Origin of the sequence: Blautia liquoris, assembly GCF_015159595.1 — a bacterium.
Taxonomy (GTDB): Bacteria; Bacillota; Clostridia; order Lachnospirales; family Lachnospiraceae; genus Novisyntrophococcus; species Novisyntrophococcus liquoris.
The window spans coordinates 1,785,386-1,802,703 of sequence record NZ_CP063304.1 but is presented as its reverse complement, the minus strand read 5'-3'; the positions used below and the strand labels follow the sequence as shown (position 1 = coordinate 1,802,703).

Annotated in this window: 17 protein-coding genes; 11 read left to right on the top strand and 6 right to left on the bottom strand. The window is 41.8% G+C overall.

Features of this window, described 5'->3' with window-relative positions; genetic code table 11:
- Nucleotides 1–58: 58 nt before the first annotated feature.
- A complete protein-coding gene (locus INP51_RS08305; protein ID WP_193734422.1) occupies nt 59–1,543 on the bottom strand; it encodes a DEAD/DEAH box helicase in 1,485 nt (494 codons plus the stop codon).
- 185 nt (nt 1,544–1,728) lie between these two features.
- Here INP51_RS08305 and INP51_RS08300 point away from each other — a divergent pair, with 185 nt between their 5' ends.
- Entirely contained in the window at nt 1,729–3,399 is a 1,671-nt protein-coding gene (locus INP51_RS08300; RefSeq protein WP_193734421.1) for a glutamine--tRNA ligase/YqeY domain fusion protein, read from the top strand.
- 69 nt (nt 3,400–3,468) lie between these two features.
- Here the strand turns inward: INP51_RS08300 and INP51_RS08295 are convergent, their stop codons facing one another.
- Nucleotides 3,469–3,918: a hypothetical protein gene (locus INP51_RS08295; protein ID WP_193734420.1), complete on the bottom strand. Its 450-nt coding sequence runs from the start codon at nt 3,916–3,918 to the stop codon at nt 3,469–3,471.
- 354 nt (nt 3,919–4,272) lie between these two features.
- The gene (locus tag INP51_RS08290) at nt 4,273–5,088 is read right to left on the bottom strand and encodes a Cof-type HAD-IIB family hydrolase (RefSeq protein WP_193734419.1); all 816 of its coding nucleotides are present in this window, start codon (nt 5,086–5,088) and stop codon (nt 4,273–4,275) included.
- Nucleotides 5,089–5,256: 168 nt separating this feature from the next.
- Between INP51_RS08290 and INP51_RS08285 the strand changes: the two genes are divergently transcribed.
- The 4 genes from INP51_RS08285 to htpG all read left to right on the top strand — a co-directional run bounded on the left by INP51_RS08285 (nt 5,257) and on the right by htpG (nt 9,918).
- Nucleotides 5,257–5,910: an HAD family hydrolase gene (locus tag INP51_RS08285; RefSeq protein ID WP_193734418.1), complete on the top strand. Its 654-nt coding sequence runs from the start codon at nt 5,257–5,259 to the stop codon at nt 5,908–5,910.
- A gap of 28 nt (nt 5,911–5,938) precedes the next feature.
- The gene (locus tag INP51_RS08280) at nt 5,939–6,202 is read left to right on the top strand and encodes a glyoxalase (RefSeq protein ID WP_193734417.1); all 264 of its coding nucleotides are present in this window, start codon (nt 5,939–5,941) and stop codon (nt 6,200–6,202) included.
- Between the two features lie 37 nt (nt 6,203–6,239).
- Entirely contained in the window at nt 6,240–7,607 is a 1,368-nt protein-coding gene (locus INP51_RS08275; protein WP_193734416.1) for an aldehyde dehydrogenase, read from the top strand.
- Between the two features lie 199 nt (nt 7,608–7,806).
- Nucleotides 7,807–9,918 carry a molecular chaperone HtpG gene (htpG, locus tag INP51_RS08270; protein ID WP_193734415.1) on the top strand — a complete coding sequence of 704 codons (2,112 nt, stop codon included), beginning with the start codon at nt 7,807–7,809 and terminating at the stop codon, nt 9,916–9,918.
- A 76-nt stretch (nt 9,919–9,994) separates the two neighbouring features.
- Here the strand turns inward: htpG and INP51_RS08265 are convergent, their stop codons facing one another.
- Both INP51_RS08265 and INP51_RS08260 read right to left on the bottom strand, forming a co-directional pair.
- Nucleotides 9,995–10,498: a DUF5721 family protein gene (locus INP51_RS08265; RefSeq protein ID WP_193734414.1), complete on the bottom strand. Its 504-nt coding sequence runs from the start codon at nt 10,496–10,498 to the stop codon at nt 9,995–9,997.
- Between the two features lies 1 nt (nt 10,499).
- Complete coding sequence (locus tag INP51_RS08260) at nt 10,500–11,420, bottom strand: magnesium transporter CorA family protein (protein ID WP_193734413.1); 921 nt, start codon at nt 11,418–11,420, stop codon at nt 10,500–10,502.
- A 254-nt stretch (nt 11,421–11,674) separates the two neighbouring features.
- On the opposite strand from INP51_RS08260, the gene INP51_RS08255 reads away from it, so the two are divergent.
- Both INP51_RS08255 and INP51_RS08250 read left to right on the top strand, forming a co-directional pair.
- Nucleotides 11,675–12,514 (top strand): DegV family protein, encoded by an 840-nt coding sequence (locus INP51_RS08255; protein ID WP_193734412.1) that lies wholly within the window; start codon nt 11,675–11,677, stop codon nt 12,512–12,514.
- Between the two features lie 50 nt (nt 12,515–12,564).
- Nucleotides 12,565–12,807 (top strand): hypothetical protein, encoded by a 243-nt coding sequence (locus INP51_RS08250; RefSeq protein WP_193734411.1) that lies wholly within the window; start codon nt 12,565–12,567, stop codon nt 12,805–12,807.
- A 51-nt stretch (nt 12,808–12,858) separates the two neighbouring features.
- On the opposite strand, the gene INP51_RS08245 is transcribed toward INP51_RS08250, so the two are convergent.
- Nucleotides 12,859–13,056: a cold-shock protein gene (locus INP51_RS08245; RefSeq protein WP_193734410.1), complete on the bottom strand. Its 198-nt coding sequence runs from the start codon at nt 13,054–13,056 to the stop codon at nt 12,859–12,861.
- Nucleotides 13,057–13,360: 304 nt separating this feature from the next.
- Here INP51_RS08245 and INP51_RS08240 point away from each other — a divergent pair, with 304 nt between their 5' ends.
- The 4 genes from INP51_RS08240 to INP51_RS08225 are packed head-to-tail and all read left to right on the top strand — an operon-like array spanning nt 13,361 to nt 17,302.
- Complete coding sequence (locus INP51_RS08240) at nt 13,361–14,665, top strand: dihydroorotase (protein WP_193734409.1); 1,305 nt, start codon at nt 13,361–13,363, stop codon at nt 14,663–14,665.
- 22 nt (nt 14,666–14,687) lie between these two features.
- Complete coding sequence (gene pyrF, locus INP51_RS08235) at nt 14,688–15,620, top strand: orotidine-5'-phosphate decarboxylase (RefSeq protein ID WP_193734408.1); 933 nt, start codon at nt 14,688–14,690, stop codon at nt 15,618–15,620.
- On the top strand, nt 15,617–16,396 hold the full coding sequence (locus tag INP51_RS08230; RefSeq protein WP_193734407.1) for a dihydroorotate dehydrogenase electron transfer subunit: 780 nt from the start codon (nt 15,617–15,619) through the stop codon (nt 16,394–16,396). The genes pyrF and INP51_RS08230 overlap by 4 nt, the downstream gene beginning before the upstream one ends.
- On the top strand, nt 16,397–17,302 hold the full coding sequence (locus tag INP51_RS08225) for a dihydroorotate dehydrogenase (RefSeq protein WP_193734406.1): 906 nt from the start codon (nt 16,397–16,399) through the stop codon (nt 17,300–17,302).
- Nucleotides 17,303–17,318: the final 16 nt, after the last annotated feature.

Below are 17,318 nucleotides of genomic sequence, written 5' to 3'. Positions count from 1 at the left end.
AGTTGATATGTTGGCTGGTTTCCCGTCTTGTTTTATGATACTAAACTTTTGCACACACTTAATCGGTAACTGTTACTTTTTGATATTTTTTATTTGATCGGCTGTAGTTTTTTCCGCCACGGCTTTTACTGCCATGACCTTTATAGGAACGTCCGGTATGGTTGTTTCCCCTGCCACGATTATGACTGCCGCCTTTTTCGTAGCCGCGGCTGTTTTTTGGAGCAGGACGATATTCGATATCATGTATGGAGGAGAGTCTTTTGTTTTTCTTCTGTGCTTTTTCGCAGAGGACTGCAGCGATATCAACGGCAGAATATCCCTTCTGTGTCAGAGATTCTACAAATTCCTGCCATTTTGGATCGACACCTGAATCAACTGCATTCTTTAAGGTATCTTCAAAGATGGTACTCTGATTTTTTTGGATACTCTCTTTCCCGGGGATTTTCCTTTCTTCAATGGTTTCACCGATATATCGTTCAACCATATGAAGCTGGTTCAGCTGCATTCTTCCGGAGACGAGAGTATAGCTTGCACCCTCATGTCCGGCACGCCCCGTCCGTCCGATCCGATGGATATAATATTCGAGTTCCTGTGGGACATCATAATTAAATACTGCCTCCACATTGTCAACGTCGATTCCTCTGGCAGCGACATCTGTGGCAACCAGAATTCTGGAGCGTCCAGATTTAAAATCACGCATCACTGCATTTCTCTGATTTTGTTTTAAATCGCCATGCAGACCGATCGCATGATATCCGCTTTCACTTAGGGAATCTGCAAGATCATCTACCATACGCTTAGTATTACAGAAGACCAGAGCTTTCTTTGGCTTGGAATATTCAATCAGAAGCTTTAATGCATCTTCTTTTTGGTCTTTGGGGACATAATAGAAGCTTTGATGAATCTTTGTCGTTGTTTTTTGACCTTTATCAGTTTTTACAAATGACGGATCCGTCTGGAATTCTTTTGTAATCTTTAAAATCTCCGGAGAAATCGTGGCGCTGAAAAGTATAGTCTGACGGTCATCGGGTGTACTTTGAAGTATTGTTCTGATATCATCGATGAACCCCATATTGAGCATTTCGTCGGCCTCATCCAGTACGATTGTTTTCAGATGATCTAGTTTCAAGGTTTTTCTGCGCATGTGATCCATGATACGGCCAGGAGTTCCGACTACGATACGTGCCTTCTTCAGTGCATGAATCTGTCCATTCATAGGCTGACCACCGTAGATACATGCGACACTGATATTTGGAATATATTTTGAGTATTTCCTCATCTCCCCGGTGATCTGAAGAGCCAGCTCCCTGGTGGGTGCCAAAATCAGCACACTGGATCGGTCTGGATTATCTGCAGCACGCTGAACAAGCGGCAGACCGAAAGCAGCTGTCTTACCGGTTCCTGTATTGGAGCGGCCGGTTACATCCTTGCCTTCAAGAATGGAGGGGATGGAACCGATCTGTATATCTGTGGCATCCTCATAACCCATCTCCTGGACGGCTCTGAGGATTTCATTACTAAGATTTAATTCACTAAAATTCATATTATACCTAACTTTCTTATAAAATAAACGCACATTTTTATAGTGTAGCACACCTCAGAGTAAAATAACAGTCCCAGTTGAATTGTTTTTGATTTTGTAATGTTTTTTTGAAAAACCTTTGAAAATGTATTTTTTTGTGGTATGATTTTATACACTACAGATAATCATTTAGGAGGAGAAATTCGATGGAAAAAGAAGTTACATCCAGAAATTTTATAGAGCAGGCCATAGATCAGGACCTTGCCGATGGAGTATATGATCATGTATGTACGAGGTTTCCACCGGAGCCCAATGGATATCTGCACATAGGCCATGCGAAATCAATTCTTTTAAATTATGGTCTGGCACAGGAATATCACGGAGAGTTCCATCTCCGTTTTGATGATACAAATCCGATGAAAGAAAAATCAGAGTATGTCGAATCAATCAAAGAGGATATCAAGTGGCTGGGAGCTGATTGGAAAGATCACCTGTATTTCGCATCGGACTATTTTGATCAGATGTATGAGGCGGCTCTGAAACTGATTAAGAAGGGAAAGGCTTTTGTCTGTGATTTATCCGCAGAAGAGATCAGGCAGTATCGGGGGACGTTAAAGGAACCCGGGAAGGAAAGTCCATACAGGAACCGGAGTATTGATGAGAATCTGAAACTCTTTGAGGATATGAAAGACGGAAAGTATCCGGATGGAAGCAAGGTATTGCGTGCAAAGATTGATATGGCATCTCCGAATATCAATATGAGGGATCCAGTGATTTACCGGGTCGCACATATGACACATCACAATACAAAAGACAAATGGTGCATCTATCCGATGTATGATTTTGCTCATCCGATTGAAGATGCAATTGAAGGGATTACACATTCCTGTTGTACGCTGGAGTTCGAGGATCACCGCCCGCTGTATAACTGGGTGGTCCGGGAGGTAGAATATCAGATGCCTCCTCGCCAGATTGAATTTGCAAAACTTTATCTGACCAATGTAGTAACCGGAAAGCGTTACATTAAAAAACTGGTGGAAGAAGGCATCGTGGACGGCTGGGATGATCCCCGGCTGGTTACCATCGCGGCACTCAAAAGACGTGGCTTCACACCGGAATCCATCCGCATGTTTGTCGAGCTTGTCGGAGTGTCCAAGGCGAACAGTTCTGTCGATTATGCGATGCTTGATTATTGTATCCGTGAGGATCTGAAGAAAAAGGCACCAAGGATGATGGGAGTTTTGCATCCGGTAAAACTTGTAATTGATAATTATCCAAAGGATAAAAAAGAAGAGCTGGAAGTGCCTAACAACATGGAGAATCCCAATCTCGGCAGCAGAAAAGTTATATTCGGACGAGAGCTATATATTGAAAGAGATGACTTCATGGAGGAACCACCGAAAAAATACTTCCGCATGTACCCCGGAAATGAAGTAAGACTGATGAATGCTTACTTCGTAACATGTACAGGTTTAAAAAAGGATGAGGACGGAATCATCACGGAGATTCACTGTACGTATGATCCAAAGTCCAGAGGTGGTAACTCTCCTGACGGACGAAAAGTTAAAGGTACTATTCAGTGGGTAGAGGCAGAAACGGCAGTCCTGGCACAGTGCCGTCTGTATGAGAACATTATTGATGAGGACAAGGGTGTCTATAATGAAGATGGTTCACTGAACCTGAATCCGGATTCCCTTACAACAATAGATGACTGTAGGCTGGAAGCCGGATTTTTAAATGCAAAACCTTATGATAAGTTTCAGTTTGTACGCAATGGATTTTTTTGTGTAGATTCGCATGACTCGAGACCAGGAGCACTGGTGTTTAATCGCATTGTATCATTAAAGAGTTCTTTTAAAATTCCTAAAAAAGAATAATAAGAATAGCAGCTGAATTAGAATGAGCCTAATAGCAGCTGCTATTTTTATGCCGTTTTACCGACTGTATTATTCTGTTTTATCTGTTTTGAAAATATCTTCTGAAATATCTTCTGCTTTTTTAACAGCCTCTTCGGTCTCTTCCTTTACTTTGTCAGCTGTATTTTGTGCTGCCTGTTTCACATGTCCCGCCGCATCTTTGATGTTACAAGCTGCATCCTTCATATGGTCGGAAGGATCCTTTGGATTTATATCCTCAGATATATCCTTTGCTGCAGATTTTATATCTTCTGCAACGTTTTTTGCTTTTTTCTTTACGGATTTGGCAGCTTGTTCCACATCCTTAGGAATAGTAGTGTAATTACGTTCATGTGTTTCAAACTCATCCGAGAAATCATCAAAATCATTGACCTCGGAGGATTCACTGTCTTTCAAAGATTTCAGATATGCCAGCACTGCACCGGCAGCAACGCCGGCACAGGCGATTCCGGCAATAGCTTTTCCAACTTTTTTTGACATAAAGAATATTTCTCCTTTCCAATAAAAAAGGTCTTAAGTGTATAAATAGATCACCATACTTTCATAGTATACACTGTTTTTAAGAAAAAGAAAGCAAAATTACCAATTTTCTTTATATGAGTATGAAACGCAGGACCTTTTGACCCCCTATGATACACGGATTACTTCGCACTTTGTGCTCACGTATCTTCGCTCCGCTCCGGTCGGTGCTAAACGAACATCCACTGGATGTTCAGCACCCTACAAACATTCGAAATACACCCTAATCGGGTTGCTTTCTCATGTTTGTTCGGGTCCCAAGGTCATGCTTTTTCATGCAAGCATGAAACGCAGGACCTTTTGACCCTGGTATCATCATAATATAAAGCGATCTATAATCTCGGCAACTCCGCTGTGATTGCAGTCATTTTTTGTAATATAATTCGAGCAGGACTTGACCTGCGATGTCGCATTAGACATGGCTGCCCCTACATGTGCTGTTTTGATCATAGCGATATCATTTTCCTCGTCTCCAACAGCGACAGTCAAAGACGTTGGAATATTCAGATGTCTACAGAGAAATGAAACAGCAGAACCTTTGGAGATTCCGTAAGGTACGTGTTCCAGATACCAGGAATCTGAATAGAAGGTGGAGATTTTATCTGCGGCCCATCCACTTAAAGCTTTACGATAACTGTCGAGTACACTGCGGTCATCCGACATATGTACGGCCAAAATTTTTACAGGTTCTTCCTCAAGACAATCTGGAAGATCTTGAATGATTTTATAGGGCGTATGTGTCTCGCTGACATAATGAGATAGTTCCGGAGTCATTTCTCTTGCAAGAACACCTTCGTTTGAGTAGGTCTGGCAGTAGATCCCAGCTTTTCCTGTCTCATGAAAGATGTGTCTTGTGTATTCGATAGGGATCGTGCGTTTGTAAAGCGTCTTTCTTGTATAACAGTCATAGATTTGTCCGCCATTAAAAGCCGATATAAAACATCCTTTTCTTTTCAGGTCCAGCTGATTTTCTACATTTTTGCAGGCGAGCAGAGGACGTCCTGTGTTCAGTACCAGTTTGTGCCCTGCATTCAGCATCTGATTCATTGCTTCTATATTATCTTTTGTGACAATTTTATCCGAATTCAATAAAGTATCATCCAAATCAGTAAAAAGAATTTTTGGTTCCATGAAAACTCCTTATCATTTTTCAAGTATCCTTGTTAATACAGCTGCAAGGACAAGTATAATTGAAAAAATCCTATCTTGCAACCATAAACCACCACGTGATATACTGAGAGAAAAGCAGAAAGTTCCAGTATGGGCTCTTACTTTTAGCTTTTTTAGAAAGGATTTTTGATGATAAAAGCTTGTATATTTGATTTGGACGGTACTTTGGCTGATACAGTTGAATCGATTGCACATGGAGTAAATCACACCCTTAAATGCCTTGGCTTTGCCCCGCGACCGGTTGAAGAATATAATTTTTATGCCGGTGATGGTATCGATCTGGCATTGAAAAGGGCTCTTATTGCGGCAGGTGATGAGAAATGTCTGCATCTGAACGAGGGAATTCCCATAACGAGAGATTACTTTGACAGTCATGCATTGTATCATGTAACACCATACCCTGAGATTCCTGGCTTGCTGAGAGAGCTAAAGGAAAGGGGAATTATGATGGCGGTTCTCTCCAACAAGCCTCATGAGGCAGCTATCTTTGTAGTGACAAGTATTTTTGGTAAAGATACATTCGACTGGATTCAGGGGCAGTCGGATGAGGTGCCTAAAAAGCCGGATCCGACGGGAGCACTTACAATTGCAAAGAGATTTGGTGTTAACAGGAATGAAGTACTGTATTTTGGGGATACAAATACTGACATGAAAACCGGCAAAGCTGCTAAAATGTTCACAGTCGGAGTCACCTGGGGATTTCGCCCCAGAAAAGAGCTCGAAGATAATCATGCAGATGCGATTATCGACAGTCCTCTGCAGATTTTAAAACTGCTTGAATAGATAGATGTAATATGAAGGAGAAATGAAAATGAATGAATACAGCGATGAGTGTCTGGATATTTTTTTAAAAAATCAGGGACAACTTTTTAATGAGAATGTGGCAGAAAATCCGGAGGAAGCGGAGGCTTTCCTCGAAGATTGTATGGCAGCAGTTATTGATACAATCGACGATGTTCGATCTTATCTAAAGGAGAGCGGTATGGATGTCGATGGTATGGAGGATGCAGATCTGGAAGAGGCGTCCGAGGTGTTTGCTCTGCCGAGCGGAAAATATCTTATCGTTGAGGGATAAGCGTTAAGAACCGGATCAAAATAAAGGAGCGTGCAATATGCAGGAGATTAGGGAGCTTGTTGAAGAACAGAGAAAATTTTACAATTTTGGAGGGACAAAATCTCTTGATTTCCGCCTGAAGGCATTGACATGCCTGCAAAAGGCAATCAAAAGAAATGAAAGGCTGATACAAGAGGCACTGAGAAAGGATCTCAAAAAATCGAACTGTGAATCTTATATGGCTGAAATTGGTATGGTTTACTCAGAACTGTCATATGTCAGGAAACACCTTCCTTTCTGGGATAGGGACAAAACGGTGTTAAGCTCGCCGGCACAGTTTCCTGCCAGAAGTTTTGTGAGAACAGAACCTTATGGACTTGTTCTTATTCTATCACCATGGAACTATCCTTTTATGCTTAGCATGGAACCTTTGATTGGTGCTATTGCCGCGGGAAACTGCTGTATTGTCAAACCGTCTGCATATGCCAGTCATACTTCAAGCGTTATCTGCCGTCTGATTTCTGAAATTTTTCCCCAAAAGTACGCAGCCGTCGTGGAAGGCGGACGCGATGAGAACACGGAACTTTTAAATCAGCGGTTCGACTATATATTTTTTACCGGGAGTGTTGCTGTAGGAAAGATTGTAATGGAAAAAGCCTCCGAACATCTGACCCCGGTTTCTCTGGAACTTGGGGGGAAAAGTCCCTGTATTATAGAGGAATCTGCGGACCTGAATCTGGCGGCAAAACGAGTTGTATTCGGCAAGTTCCTAAATTCCGGACAGACATGTGTCGCTCCGGATTATTGTCTGGTACAGGAATCTGTAATTGATAAATTTCTTGAACATTTGATACACTGGACAAAAAAGATGTATGGAAATATATTTGAAAATTCAGATTACCCCAGAATTATTAATGAAAAGCATTTTGAAAGACTACTCGGTCTGCTAAATCACGGCGAAGTATTCTTCGGCGGGAATTATAGCAGGGACACTCTTAAGATTGAACCGACCATCTTGTATCCGGTGAATGAGAGTGAGCCTGTGATGCAAGAGGAGATCTTCGGACCCCTTATTCCTGTCTTGACATATAAAACTATAAGTGACGCAGATGCTTTTATCTCAAAAAGGGAAAAGCCCTTGGCACTATACCTTTTTACAAAAAATCCAAAGGTTGAACAAGAGATTATGAATCTTTCATTCGGGGGAGGATGTATCAATGACACAATTATTCATCTTGCCACTTCCCGCATGGGCTTTGGTGGGGTCGGATCCAGTGGTATGGGCAGTTATCATGGAAAGAAATCCTATGAAACATTTACCCATAGTAAGAGTATTGTGAAGAGCTCCTCGCGGATTGATATTCCTCTGCGCTATCCGCCTTACGGAAAGAGAAAAGAAAAGCTGATTCGGATGATGCTAAGGTAAAAAGACATTTTTATGCCGTCCGGGCATCGGTTATTATTAGCACTCGATTAAATTGAGTGCTAATTTTCTATTGACTTTTACAGTAGAAAGGACTAATATATAAGATATCAGGGTTGTAGGTCTGACATTTCCTGTCGCGGGATTTGCCATGACTTTTGAAATCCGAAAAAAGGAATAAGAGAAAAAGGAGTGTAAAGCCATGGCAGAAAAACATGGAAATCTTTCGATTAACAGCGATAATATTTTCCCGATTATTAAAAAATGGATGTATTCTGATCACGATATTTTTGTGCGTGAGATGGTATCGAATGGCTGTGATGCAATTACAAAGTTAAAAAAACTGGAAGTGATTGGTGATTATCAGTTTCCCGAGGATTATAAGCCAAAGATTGATGTCATTGTAAACCCAGAAGATAAAACCTTAAAGTTTATCGACAATGGTATAGGAATGACCGCACAGGAAGTGGAAGAGTATATCACTCAGATCGCTTTTTCCGGTGCAACTGAGTTTCTGGAAAAATATAAAGATAAGACGGATAAAGATCAGATTATCGGCCACTTTGGCATGGGATTTTATTCAGCGTTTATGGTGGCTGATGATGTTCATATCGACACACTTTCCTGCCAGCCTGACAGTGCTCCTGTACACTGGGAGTGTGACGGCAGCACGGAGTATGATATGAAAGACGGCACAAAAGAAACTGTCGGAACAGAAATCACATTGTTTCTGAACGAAGACTGTCTTGAATTTGCCAACGAATACCGTATGCGTGAAGTTTTGGAAAAATACTGTTCATTTATGCCAGTTGAGATCTTTCTTTCTAAGGCAGATGCCCCTCAGGAATATGAGACTATTGATGAGAGTGATTTACGGGAAGACGATGTTGTCGTTGAGCACATTCACGAGGATGCTAAGACCGAAGAACGTGAAAATGAAGATGGAGAGAAGGAAGTTGTCGAAGTATCTCCTGCAAAAGAAACAGTAAAAATCAATAAGCGTCCGGTGTCGATTAGTGATATCCATCCTCTTTGGACAAAACATCCGAATGACTGCACCGATGAAGATTATAAAGAATTCTACCGCAAGGTCTTCAACGATTACCGTGAACCGCTGTTTTGGATTCATCTGAATATGGATTATCCGTTTAATATGAAAGGGATCTTATATTTCCCGAGAATTAATACAGAGTATGATTCGATAGAAGGAACGATCAAATTATACAACAATCAGGTGTTTATTGCAGACAATATCAAAGAAGTGATTCCAGAGTATCTGATGCTGTTAAAAGGCGTGATCGACTGCCCTGACTTCCCGCTGAATGTGTCAAGGAGTGCTCTGCAAAATGATGGATTCGTAAAGAAAATCGCAGACTATATCTCTAAGAAGGTTGCGGACAAGTTAAGCGGTATGTGTAAAACAGATCGTGATAACTATGAAAAATACTGGGATGACATCAGCCCTTTTATTAAGTTCGGATGTATCAAGGATGAGAAATTCTCCGGTAAGATGATGGACTATATTCTCTACAAGAACATAGATGGCAAATATCTGACTCTTACAGACTGCCTAACAGAGAACAAAAAACCGCAAGAAACCGATGAGGAAACAGTCAAGACAGAGAGCTCTTCCGATGAAAAATTAAAAGAACCTTCAGAAAAGGGAGATTCCGAAGAAAATAAAGATTCTGAAGAAAATAAAGAAGAAAAAGAGCCTGATAAGACGACCATTTATTATGTCACTGATGAGACACAACAAAGCCAGTACATCAACATGTTCCGTGAAGAGAACAAAGATGCGGTGATTCTGAAACATAATATTGATTCTTCATTCATTTCTCATGTTGAACGTATCAATGAAGAAGTGAAATTCCAGAGAATTGATGCCGATTTGACGGAAGATCTGAAAGATAATTCAGTGGATCTTTCTGAAGAGACAACTGCATTGGGTGATTTGTTTAAGAAAACATTGAATAAGTCCAATCTTGAAATAAAGGTAGAAAATCTGAAAAATCAGAACATCTCTTCTATGCTTACTATATCAGAAGAAACTCGTCGTATGCAGGACATGATGAAGATGTATGGCATGGCAGGAAGCGACCCGTCGATGTTTGGCGGAACAGAAAATCTTGTATTAAATGCGAATCATCCACTTGTAAAATATCTGTTCGAACATGCTGACGGAGAACATGCAGGTATGATCTGTGAACAGCTTTATGATCTTGCATGCCTTGGAAATAAGCCACTGGCACCGGAGCAGATGACAAAATTTATCAATCGCAGCAACGAAATTATGATGGTGCTTACAAAGTGATATGATACCAGGGTCAAAAGACCGGAATTCTCAAAAGAGATTCCGGTCTTTTTTATGCGGTGAAAGCTGCTTTGATTTAATTTTCGCATACTTCGATATTCTGACTGCTCAGAAAACTTTTAAGTTTCTGATCCCAGGCATGATCTAAAGATTTGTCCAGTGTAAATACACGAAGAGAAGTGCCGGTGGTGAGTGTCAGTGTATCACCATTATACTGACAATTTACATAGAGTCCGAAGAGGTCATCCCCTTTGATAGGAAGACCGCTTTTTTCAATCAGATCTAAAGTCTCTTTCTTTGGAAGCTGAAGAACGAATTTGAAGGAGAGGGGGGTATGCTTTCCCTTTATGACAGAGAAGCAATAGGGTTTGATTTCTTTCCAGAGGACCTGAATCCTTCCAGATGTTTGTATTTCTTCAGATCTATCTGATCCATAAAAGTCAGGGTGAAGTATCCCGTCTATGGAGAAGGTGGTAAAGGTGGTGATTGTCGCCTCCGAAACCTGAAAACAGTCGAAGGTATCAGCAATCAGGAGACTATTCATAAAAGCCTTCAGGCTTCTTACGGTAAGTGCGATCATGTTACAGCCATCCTTTCTTTTTAAAGTATATAATTTCTCCGATAACGATTACTGCACAGATGATAATCAGAATAAAATAGCCAAATGGGTGAGAAAGTTCAGGCATGTTGTTAAAATTCATACCATACCATCCGGTGATCAGAGAAAGAGGGAAGAAAATTGTGGTGACTACAGTCAGAATCCTCATCGTATCATTCTGGTGCAGATCAATCCGGGACTGCTGCATCTCTCTAATCTGATGAGCATATTCACGAAGCATCTGCGTGTTGTCATAGAGTCGGTCTACTCTGCCAAGAAGGCGTTGAAATTGTGAAGAATATTCATCCGGAAAAAAGTGGGTGATATTTTCTGAGAGAATTTCAAACATGTCCATCAGCTGCTGGTAATAAGAGTGATACAAAAGGAGTTCACGGCGGTCTTTCGTGACATCCATGCTCAGCTCTTTCGGAAGGATATCTGACATAGATTCTTCCATGGTCGCAAGCCGTCTCTCATAGTTTTGAAGAAAAACGGTATCTCCATCGATCAATGACTCCAGAAACTCAAAGAAAAAGCGATAACTGTCGTCAATTGAGGCAAAGGATTTGTCGAGAAGAAGTGCTTTCGTATCCGACAGATGCTTTGCATCATCTATGATAATAAGATGCTTTTGTTCATAATAAAACTGCACAGATATCGTAGATGTGTGAGGGGTCTGTTTATCTGGAATCAGCAAAGTTCCAATTACAGCTTTGGGCAGCATCTCTATCTTACAATAGGAGATGGTCTCGTCCAAAGTACGAAGAAGTTCCCTTTGATAGCATAGATTCTTGCTGTTGATTCTTGCCTGATTTTCGTCTAGTATTTCAAGAATTTCGTCTTGCGGGTCAGTAATCGTGTCATCGGATACCGCCTGAAGTTCTTTATTGATAATGTAACGCATAAGAGTGAATCCTTTCTCATGTTTGTTCGTAGGAATTATGCCTTTTTCATGCAAGCATGAAAAAGAGCACTGGTTTGCCTGTGGCTTCCCACACTTTGCTGATACTGACTGTTAGTATACCTTTTATTTTGATATTTCGCAAGGGAATTACGGGTAAAAAAGGCTTTGCAAATCGCAGAAATATATGTTATAGTATATCTAACATGTGGTTATGAAAACTACATTACAGAGCAATGATAAATGGAGGCAACTACATGAGCTTTAATATAGTAATAGATAGCTGTGGGGAGCTTACACCCCGGATGAAAAAAGACCAAAGAGTCATATCAGCACCCTTAACTCTTGAAGTTGGAGGAGAGACATTCATAGATGACGATACTTTCGACCAGAATTATTTTCTGGAGAAAGTTGCAGCAACACCGGAATGTCCGAAGTCTTCCTGCCCTTCGCCAAAATTTTATTATGACAGTTATATGACAGGAGAAACTCATCATTATGCAGTTACGCTTTCGGCAGAGCTCAGCGGATCTTATAACAGTGCAGTTTTAGGTCAGTCCATGGCATTGGATCATGTTCCGGACATAAAGATACATGTCTTTAATTCCAGATCAGCTTCTGTTGGTCAGACATTAATTGCACAAAAGATTATAGAATGTGAAGAGCAGGATATGCCCTTTCAGAAGGTTGTAGAAGAGGTTGAAAGATATATTCACAGCCAGAATACGTATTTTGTTGTTGAAAATCTGGAAACACTCAGAAAAAACGGCCGTCTCAGCAACTTCAAAGCTTTTTTTGCATCGGCTCTTAAGATTAAGCCAATCTGCGGAGCTACACCGGAAGGGGAGATCTGTCAGTTTGATCAGGCCAGAGGGATTAATAAGGCACTGGTGAAGATGGTTGATCTGATTGTGGAAAGAGCAGTTGACAGTGAACAGCGAACACTTGCGATTTCACACTGTAATTGTCCCGAGAGGGCCCAGATGGTGCTTGATGCGATTAAGAAAAGAATAAAGGTAAAAGATTCTTACATCCTTGATACAGGAGGGGTAAGTACTATGTATGCAAATGACGGAGGCGTCATAGTAGTATTGTAAATTTTTCTGACATGTAGTATACTGAAAAAAGTTGTAAAAAAGGAGATTACATGATGAGCCAGAAAAAAACAAAAGCAGACCAACAGGTAAAAAACAACCGTGTAAAGACGATACAGAAAGAGAGATGGATTCACCGTCTTGGATATGGAGCAGCAGCTGTTGTGCTTGCGGCATTGGTTGTTTGGTTCAGCGTTGCCGTGTATAAGAATGTGGAAGCCGGAAGTGCATCCGCTACGACAACAACGGAGATGGACATGACCGCAGTTTCGGATTACCTGAATGGAATTAACTAATCAAAAAAGAACAGATGCTTTCGCATCTGCTCTTTTTTGATTGCAATCAGATTAGCATTTTTCTACGTTAGCCGCTTGCATGCCACGGTTGCCTTCAACCAAATCGTAAGTTACGGCCTGGCCTTCTTCGAGGGATTTGAATCCGTCACCCTGGATAGCTGAGAAGTGTACGAATACATCTGAGCCGTCTTCTCCAGTGATAAAACCATAGCCTTTTTCTGCGTTGAACCATTTTACTGTTCCGTTCATGTTGTTACCTCCATAACATTAAAAAAATAAATAGTAAAGCAAGCGACTTTTTGAAACGGGAAACTTTTTTGAAATCCCATAATATAAAAATTCACTAGCTATTACAGACTATATTCGTGAATCCTAATATAATCTCTAATAACTAGTGACTGATATATATCCACAATTCCGTTTGCTAAAATTCATTATAATCTCAAGATGAAGAAAAGTCAAGGAAAAAGATTGAATTGTCTTAATTTTTCTTGTATACTCTTTAGTGAAACAAGAAATGAAATTTCTGGTCGAAAAGGGGTAGAAGATCGCTATGAGTCTGTTGATTAAAGATGGGCGGGTTATTGATCCTGCGACGAAACTTGATGACATCTGTGATGTATTTATAGAGAATAATAAAGTGATGAAAATCGGAAAGGACCTTAAGATAGATGTGGATCGTGTAATTGATGCTTCCGGACACCTTGTGATGCCCGGACTGATTGATCTGCATGTACATCTCAGAGATCCGGGATTTACTTATAAAGAAGATATCGCGACAGGTTCGCGTGCTGCCGCAAAGGGTGGTTTTACCACAATTGTCGCCATGCCGAACACAAAACCGCCCATTGATTCTTCTGACAGGGTGAATTATGTAACGGTAAAGGCCAAAAAGTTGTCTCCTGTTCATGTTCTGCAGACAGGATGTGTCACTAAGGGGATGAAAGGAGAGGAGCCCGCTGATATCAGAGGAATGGCAAAAGCTGGGATAGCCGCAATTACTGAAGATGGGAAATCAGTGATGAATACGCGCGTTTATAAAGATGCGATGATTTTAGCCAGACAGTGCCATCTTCCGGTATTCGCTCACTGTGAAGATAAAAATCTGGTCCAGGGCGGCTGTATGAATGAGGATGAGATTTCAAGAGCCTGGCATCTGCCGGGAATCACGAATGCGGTAGAGGATGTAATTGTAGCCAGAGATATTATCTTAGCAGACGAAGTCGGTGTACCTCTCCACTTGTGCCACTGCTCTACAAAGAACTGCTACTATATGGTAAAAGCCGCAAAGGAGGCAGGCATGCAGGTTACAGCAGAGGTATGCCCGCACCATTTTACATTAAGCAGTGATGATATGAAAGAGGGGGATACAAACTATAAGATGAATCCACCGCTTCGAACAAGAGAAGACCTGGAATATCTGCGAAAGGGACTGAACGAAGATGTATTTGATATTATCAGTACAGATCATGCCCCGCACAGTGCCGAAGAGAAAGAACAAGGGATGGAAGATGCACCGTTTGGAATTGTGGGTTTGGAGACCAGTGTTGCCCTTACCATTACAGAACTTGTGAAACCAGGGGTTATCACATGGATGCAGATGGCGGAAAAGATGAGCTATCGACCGGCAAGAGTGATCAGACAGGATAAAAAAGGATCCATTGCTGAGGGGATGGACGCCGACATTACGATTATAGACCCGGAGGCTGAATACGTGATAGACACATCGACTTTTGTCTCGAAGGGAAAGAACACACCCTTTCATGGCAAAAAAGTGACTGGAAGAGTTTCCTATACGATTTGTGACGGGAAAGTTGTCTACAGTCAGTCTGAAGAGAGCGATGCTGATTTACAGTAAACATACGATAAAGGAGAAACAGATGATAGATCAACTGATCGAGAAAATCAAGAAGACAAAAGCACCTATTGTTGTCGGACTTGATCCGATGCTTGAGTATGTGCCAAAACATATAAAGACAAAAGCATATGCGAGATATGGTAAGACATTGGAAGGTGCTGCAGAGGGTATCTGGCAGTATAACAAAAAAATCATAGATGCGATTTATGATCTGATACCCGCTGTAAAGCCTCAGATTGCCATGTATGAGCAATTTGGAATTTGGGGCATGCAAGCTTATGAAAAGACTATATCTTATTGTCAGAAGAAGGGCCTGATTGTGATCGGGGATATCAAGCGCGGGGATATCGGTTCTACCTCGCAGGCCTATGCCACGGCCCATCTGGGAAATGTCCGCATAGAGGATCAGGAATTCTCACCTTTTCATGAGGATTTTGCCACAGTTAATCCTTATCTGGGAATTGACGGAATAAAACCTTTCATAGATGTCTGCAAAAAAGAGAATAAGGGACTGTTTATTCTTGTGAAGACTTCGAATCCGTCAAGTGGAGATTTTCAGGATCAGATGCTCGAGGATCACAGACATCTATATGAATTAGTCGGTGAAAAAGTGGCGGCCTGGGGAATGGAGTTGATGAGTGGAAATTATAGCGATGTCGGCGCAGTGGTGGGTGCCACATATCCGGAGCAAGGTCAGGCTTTAAGAAAGATTATGCCGAAGTCTTATATTCTGGTTCCGGGATATGGTGCCCAGGGAGGACGTGGAAAAGATCTCATACACTTTTTCAATGAAGACGGACTGGGAGCTATTGTTAATTCTTCGAGAGGAATTATCGCCGCTTATCTGCAGGATAGCTATAGTCAGTATGGGCCGGAACATTTTGAGGAAGCATCGCGAGCTGCAGTTTTGGCTATGATTTCGGATATCAATGGTGCGCTGGAGGCCGGAATATGAGAAAAAAAACATGGAGCACAGTAATCTCTCAGGAGGAGGTGGCACCGGCGATCTATAGTATGTGGCTTGATGAAAGGGAAATGGCGGCAGCAGCCAAACCCGGTCAGTTCCTTTCTCTATACTGTGCTGATGGGGCCAGGCTTCTGCCTCGCCCCATCAGTTTATGTGAGGTTGATAAAGAAAAAGGTGCCCTTCGGATTGTATATCGAGTGGCAGGGGCAGGAACCAGAGAATTATCCATGCTTCACACGGGAGATAAAGCCTCGGTTATGGGTGTTCTTGGCAACGGTTTTCCGCTTCAGGGGGTACAGGGTAAAAGAGTACTGATTATCGGAGGCGGAATCGGAATTCCGCCTATGGTAGAGCTTGCCAGAGCGCTTGCTGGTGGCAATGATAACAAAATCATTCTTGGATATAGAGATGGGGACATTTTTTTGACGGATGAGTTAAAAAAATCCGGAGAGGTATTTATTGCCACTGAGGATGGGAGTATTGGGACAAGGGGAAATGTCATGGATGCCATATCCAAACATCATCTCAACGGAGATATTATCTTTGCCTGTGGTCCGACGCCGATGCTTCGTGCGGTCAAGGCGTATGCAGCGGAGCATCATATTGAATGTTATCTGTCTTTGGAAGAGCGGATGGCCTGTGGAGTCGGTGCCTGCCTTGCCTGTGTCTGCAAGACAAAAGAGGTGGACAGTCATTCTAATGTTCATAATAAAAGAATTTGCAAAGATGGTCCTGTATTCAATGCTTCGGAGGTGGAAATATAGATGAATATGAAAGTTGACATAGCCGGTGTAACATGGAACAATCCTGTGACGACAGCCTCTGGAACATTTGCCTCCGGTGAAGAATACAGCGAATTCGTGGATTTGAATATTTTGGGAGCCTTGACGACTAAGGGGGTTTCTAATATCCCCTGGCCTGGCAATCCGACTCCAAGGATCGCAGAAGTATATGGCGGCATGTTAAATGCAATCGGCCTGCAAAATCCCGGGGTTGAGGTCTTCTGTGACAGGGATCTGCCTTTCCTTAGAAAATATGATACAAAAATAATTGTAAATGTCTGTGGAAAGACTGTTGCTGATTACTGTGAAGTAGTTGAGCGTCTGTCTGATGAAGACGTGGATATGCTGGAGATCAATATTTCCTGTCCGAATGTAAAGGAGGGGGGAATTGCGTTTGGACAGGATCCAAGAGCCGTAGAAGCGATTACACGTGAGGTGAAAAAATATGCCGGTCAGCCGGTGATTATGAAATTATCTCCAAACGTGACAGATATCTCTGGGATGGCTAAAGCGGCAGAATATGGTGGAGCCGATGCATTGTCTCTGATTAATACGATCACAGGCATGAAGATTGATATATACAAAAGGACATTTGCGCTGGCAAATAAAACCGGAGGACTTTCCGGACCCGCAGTAAAGCCTGTCGCAGTGCGGATGGTTTATCAGGCGGCACATGCAGTCGATATCCCTGTGATAGGAATGGGAGGAATCGCAGACGCAGAGGATGCACTTGAGTTTTTGCTGGCGGGAGCATCTGCTATATCGGTTGGGACTGCAAACTTCTATCATCCTTATGCAGCGCAGGAGGTTGTAAAAGGGATAAAAGACTATATGATAACTAATAAAATAAATGACATTAATGAATTGATTGGTGCTGTTGATCGATGAGAAGAAAGGGAAGTGA